Source organism: Candidatus Korarchaeota archaeon NZ13-K, assembly GCA_003344655.1.
Classification (GTDB): Archaea; Korarchaeota; Korarchaeia; order Korarchaeales; family Korarchaeaceae; genus Korarchaeum.
This window is the reverse complement of the sequence record MAIU01000131.1, coordinates 1-1,913: the sequence shown is the minus strand read 5'-3', so window position 1 is coordinate 1,913 and position 1,913 is coordinate 1. Positions and strand designations below refer to the sequence as shown.

3 protein-coding genes are annotated in these 1,913 nt (G+C 60.8%); 2 read left to right on the top strand and 1 reads right to left on the bottom strand.

The window, feature by feature from the left end:
• On the bottom strand, window positions 1-419 hold a 419-nt coding region (locus BA066_07805; protein ID RDD52789.1), incomplete at its 3' end, for a dihydropteroate synthase.
• A gap of 76 nt (window positions 420-495) precedes the next feature.
• Here BA066_07805 and BA066_07800 point away from each other — a divergent pair.
• Both BA066_07800 and cofE read left to right on the top strand, forming a co-directional pair.
• Entirely contained in the window at window positions 496-1,128 is a 633-nt protein-coding gene (locus BA066_07800) for a DUF115 domain-containing protein (GenBank protein RDD52790.1), read from the top strand.
• On the top strand, window positions 1,110-1,889 hold the full coding sequence (gene cofE / locus BA066_07795) for a coenzyme F420-0:L-glutamate ligase (protein RDD52788.1): 780 nt from the start codon (window positions 1,110-1,112) through the stop codon (window positions 1,887-1,889). Before BA066_07800 ends, cofE begins: the two co-directional genes overlap by 19 nt.
• The last annotated feature ends 24 nt before the right edge of the window (window positions 1,890-1,913 follow it).

The window sequence follows — 1,913 nt, the reverse complement described above, 5'->3', positions numbered from 1 at the left end:
ATCAGGGAGAGGTCCCTTGAAGCCACAAGCTCGGCTATCCTCTCATCCGAGAGGCAGGTGACGTCGTTCACCACGGTTGCGCCGGCCTCAACGGCCGCCAGGACCACCCCGTACCTGTGGGCGTCCACCGATATGGGGACCCCGAGATCTACGAGCCTCCTTATGACCGGGACGAGCCTCCTCATCTCCTCATCCCCGCTGACCTCGGTCTCCAGGTAGGGGGCGGTGCTCATGCCCCCCACGTCTATTATGGAGGCGCCCTCCTCCACCATCCTCTCGGCCCTCGCCAGGGCCTCCTCCGCATCCCGAACCACTGAGCCCCTGTAGAAGGATTCGGGGCTGACGTTTATGACTCCGATCACCTTAACAGGCTCCCCGAGTCCCACCCTGACTCCAGAGAGATCGGCCCTGAGGAACATAAGCGGTGCGGGCGGTGGAGGATATAAGCCGGTCGATGGTCGAAGTCCTGTGAGGGAGATAGACCTGGCATTCTGGATGCCCATCTACCTCAGCATAGCTGAGAGGCTCGGGCTGGACGTGGAGGCTGACAGGTGCGCGACCAAGGTGATGGACGCGCTCATGAGGGGGAAGAGGGACCTAACGGACTTCCTGGAGGACCTGATAAGGGGGGAGAGGGTGCTGGTCCTTGGAAACGGTCCCTCCCTCAGGGAGGTCCATCCCCGGGATGAGATAGTGATCGCAGCCGATGCGGCGGCCTACAACTACTTCCTCCTCACCGGGAGGGAGCCCCAGGTGATAGTGAGCGATCTGGACGGGCCCCCGGAGATACTAAGGATGGGGGGCGTGAAGGTTGTGCACGCCCACGGTGACAACATGCACAGGCTGCTGAGCCTAGTCCCAGGACTGGAGGAGCTCGTCGCGACCACGCAGGTGGAGCCCACGACCAGGGTGCACAACTTCGGTGGATTCACCGATGGTGACAGGGCGGTATTCCTAGCTTGCGCTGCCGGGGCGAGCTCGATAAGGTTGGCGGGCTTCGACCTAGGCTCCATCTCTGATTACGACATAAGATCCGGGAAGGACATCGCTAGGAAGAGGGAGAAGCTTAAAATAGCCGGGGAGCTCATCGGTGTCGCGATGAGGATGGGATGCCCCCTGGAGGTATGAGGATGGAGCTGATCCCCGTGAGGACCCCTCTGATAAGGGAGGGAGATGACCTAGTTGGGATCCTGCTCTCGAGGCTCGAGCTCGAGGATCGAGACATAATCGCGATCTCAGACAAGGCCATAGCTGCCAGCGAGGGAAGGTTCGTGGACTACGAGAGCATAGAGCCATCTGAGGAGGCCCTGAGGTTGGCCAGGGAGTCCGGGCTAGAGCCCGGGTTCGCGGAGCTCGTCATAAGGAACGCGGATGCTATCATAGGAACCTCAATGAGGACCATACTGACCGTGAAGGATGGCATACTCATCGCGAACGCAGGGATAGATCACAAGAACGCTCCTGAGGGGAAAGCGGCCCTCTGGCCCGAGGATCCAAACCTCGAGGCCAGGAGGATAAGGGAGGAGATAGAGAGGAGGACCGGGAAGAGGGTGGGCGTGATAATAGTCGACAGCAGGCTCTCACCCCTGAGGATGGGGACCACGGGCCTGGCCTTGGGCATAGCGGGCTTCAGGGGCATAAGGGACTTCAGGGGGAGGGAGGACCTTTACGGGAAGAGGATACTCGTGACCACACTCAACGTCGCCGACGACCTGGCCTCGGCGGCCCACCTGCTGATGGGGGAGGGGGACGAATCGGTCCCATTCGTGGTCATAAGGGGAGCTCCCGTCGAGATGGGGGACTTCGATCCCGAGGAGGTGAAGATAGACCCGGGGCTCTGCGCCTACTTCGGGCCCCTCTACGGCCGCCTGAGGGGAATGTTTAAATAGCAATATCTTCAGATATATCTGAAG

What these genes read in the sequence shown, in the direction of transcription:
- BA066_07800 (RDD52790.1), top strand. Translation starts at nt 496, where the DNA reads ATGCCCATCTACCTCAGCATAGCTGAGAGGCTCGGGCTGGACGTGGAG.
- cofE (RDD52788.1), top strand. Translation starts at nt 1,110, where the DNA reads ATGCCCCCTGGAGGTATGAGGATGGAGCTGATCCCCGTGAGGACCCCT.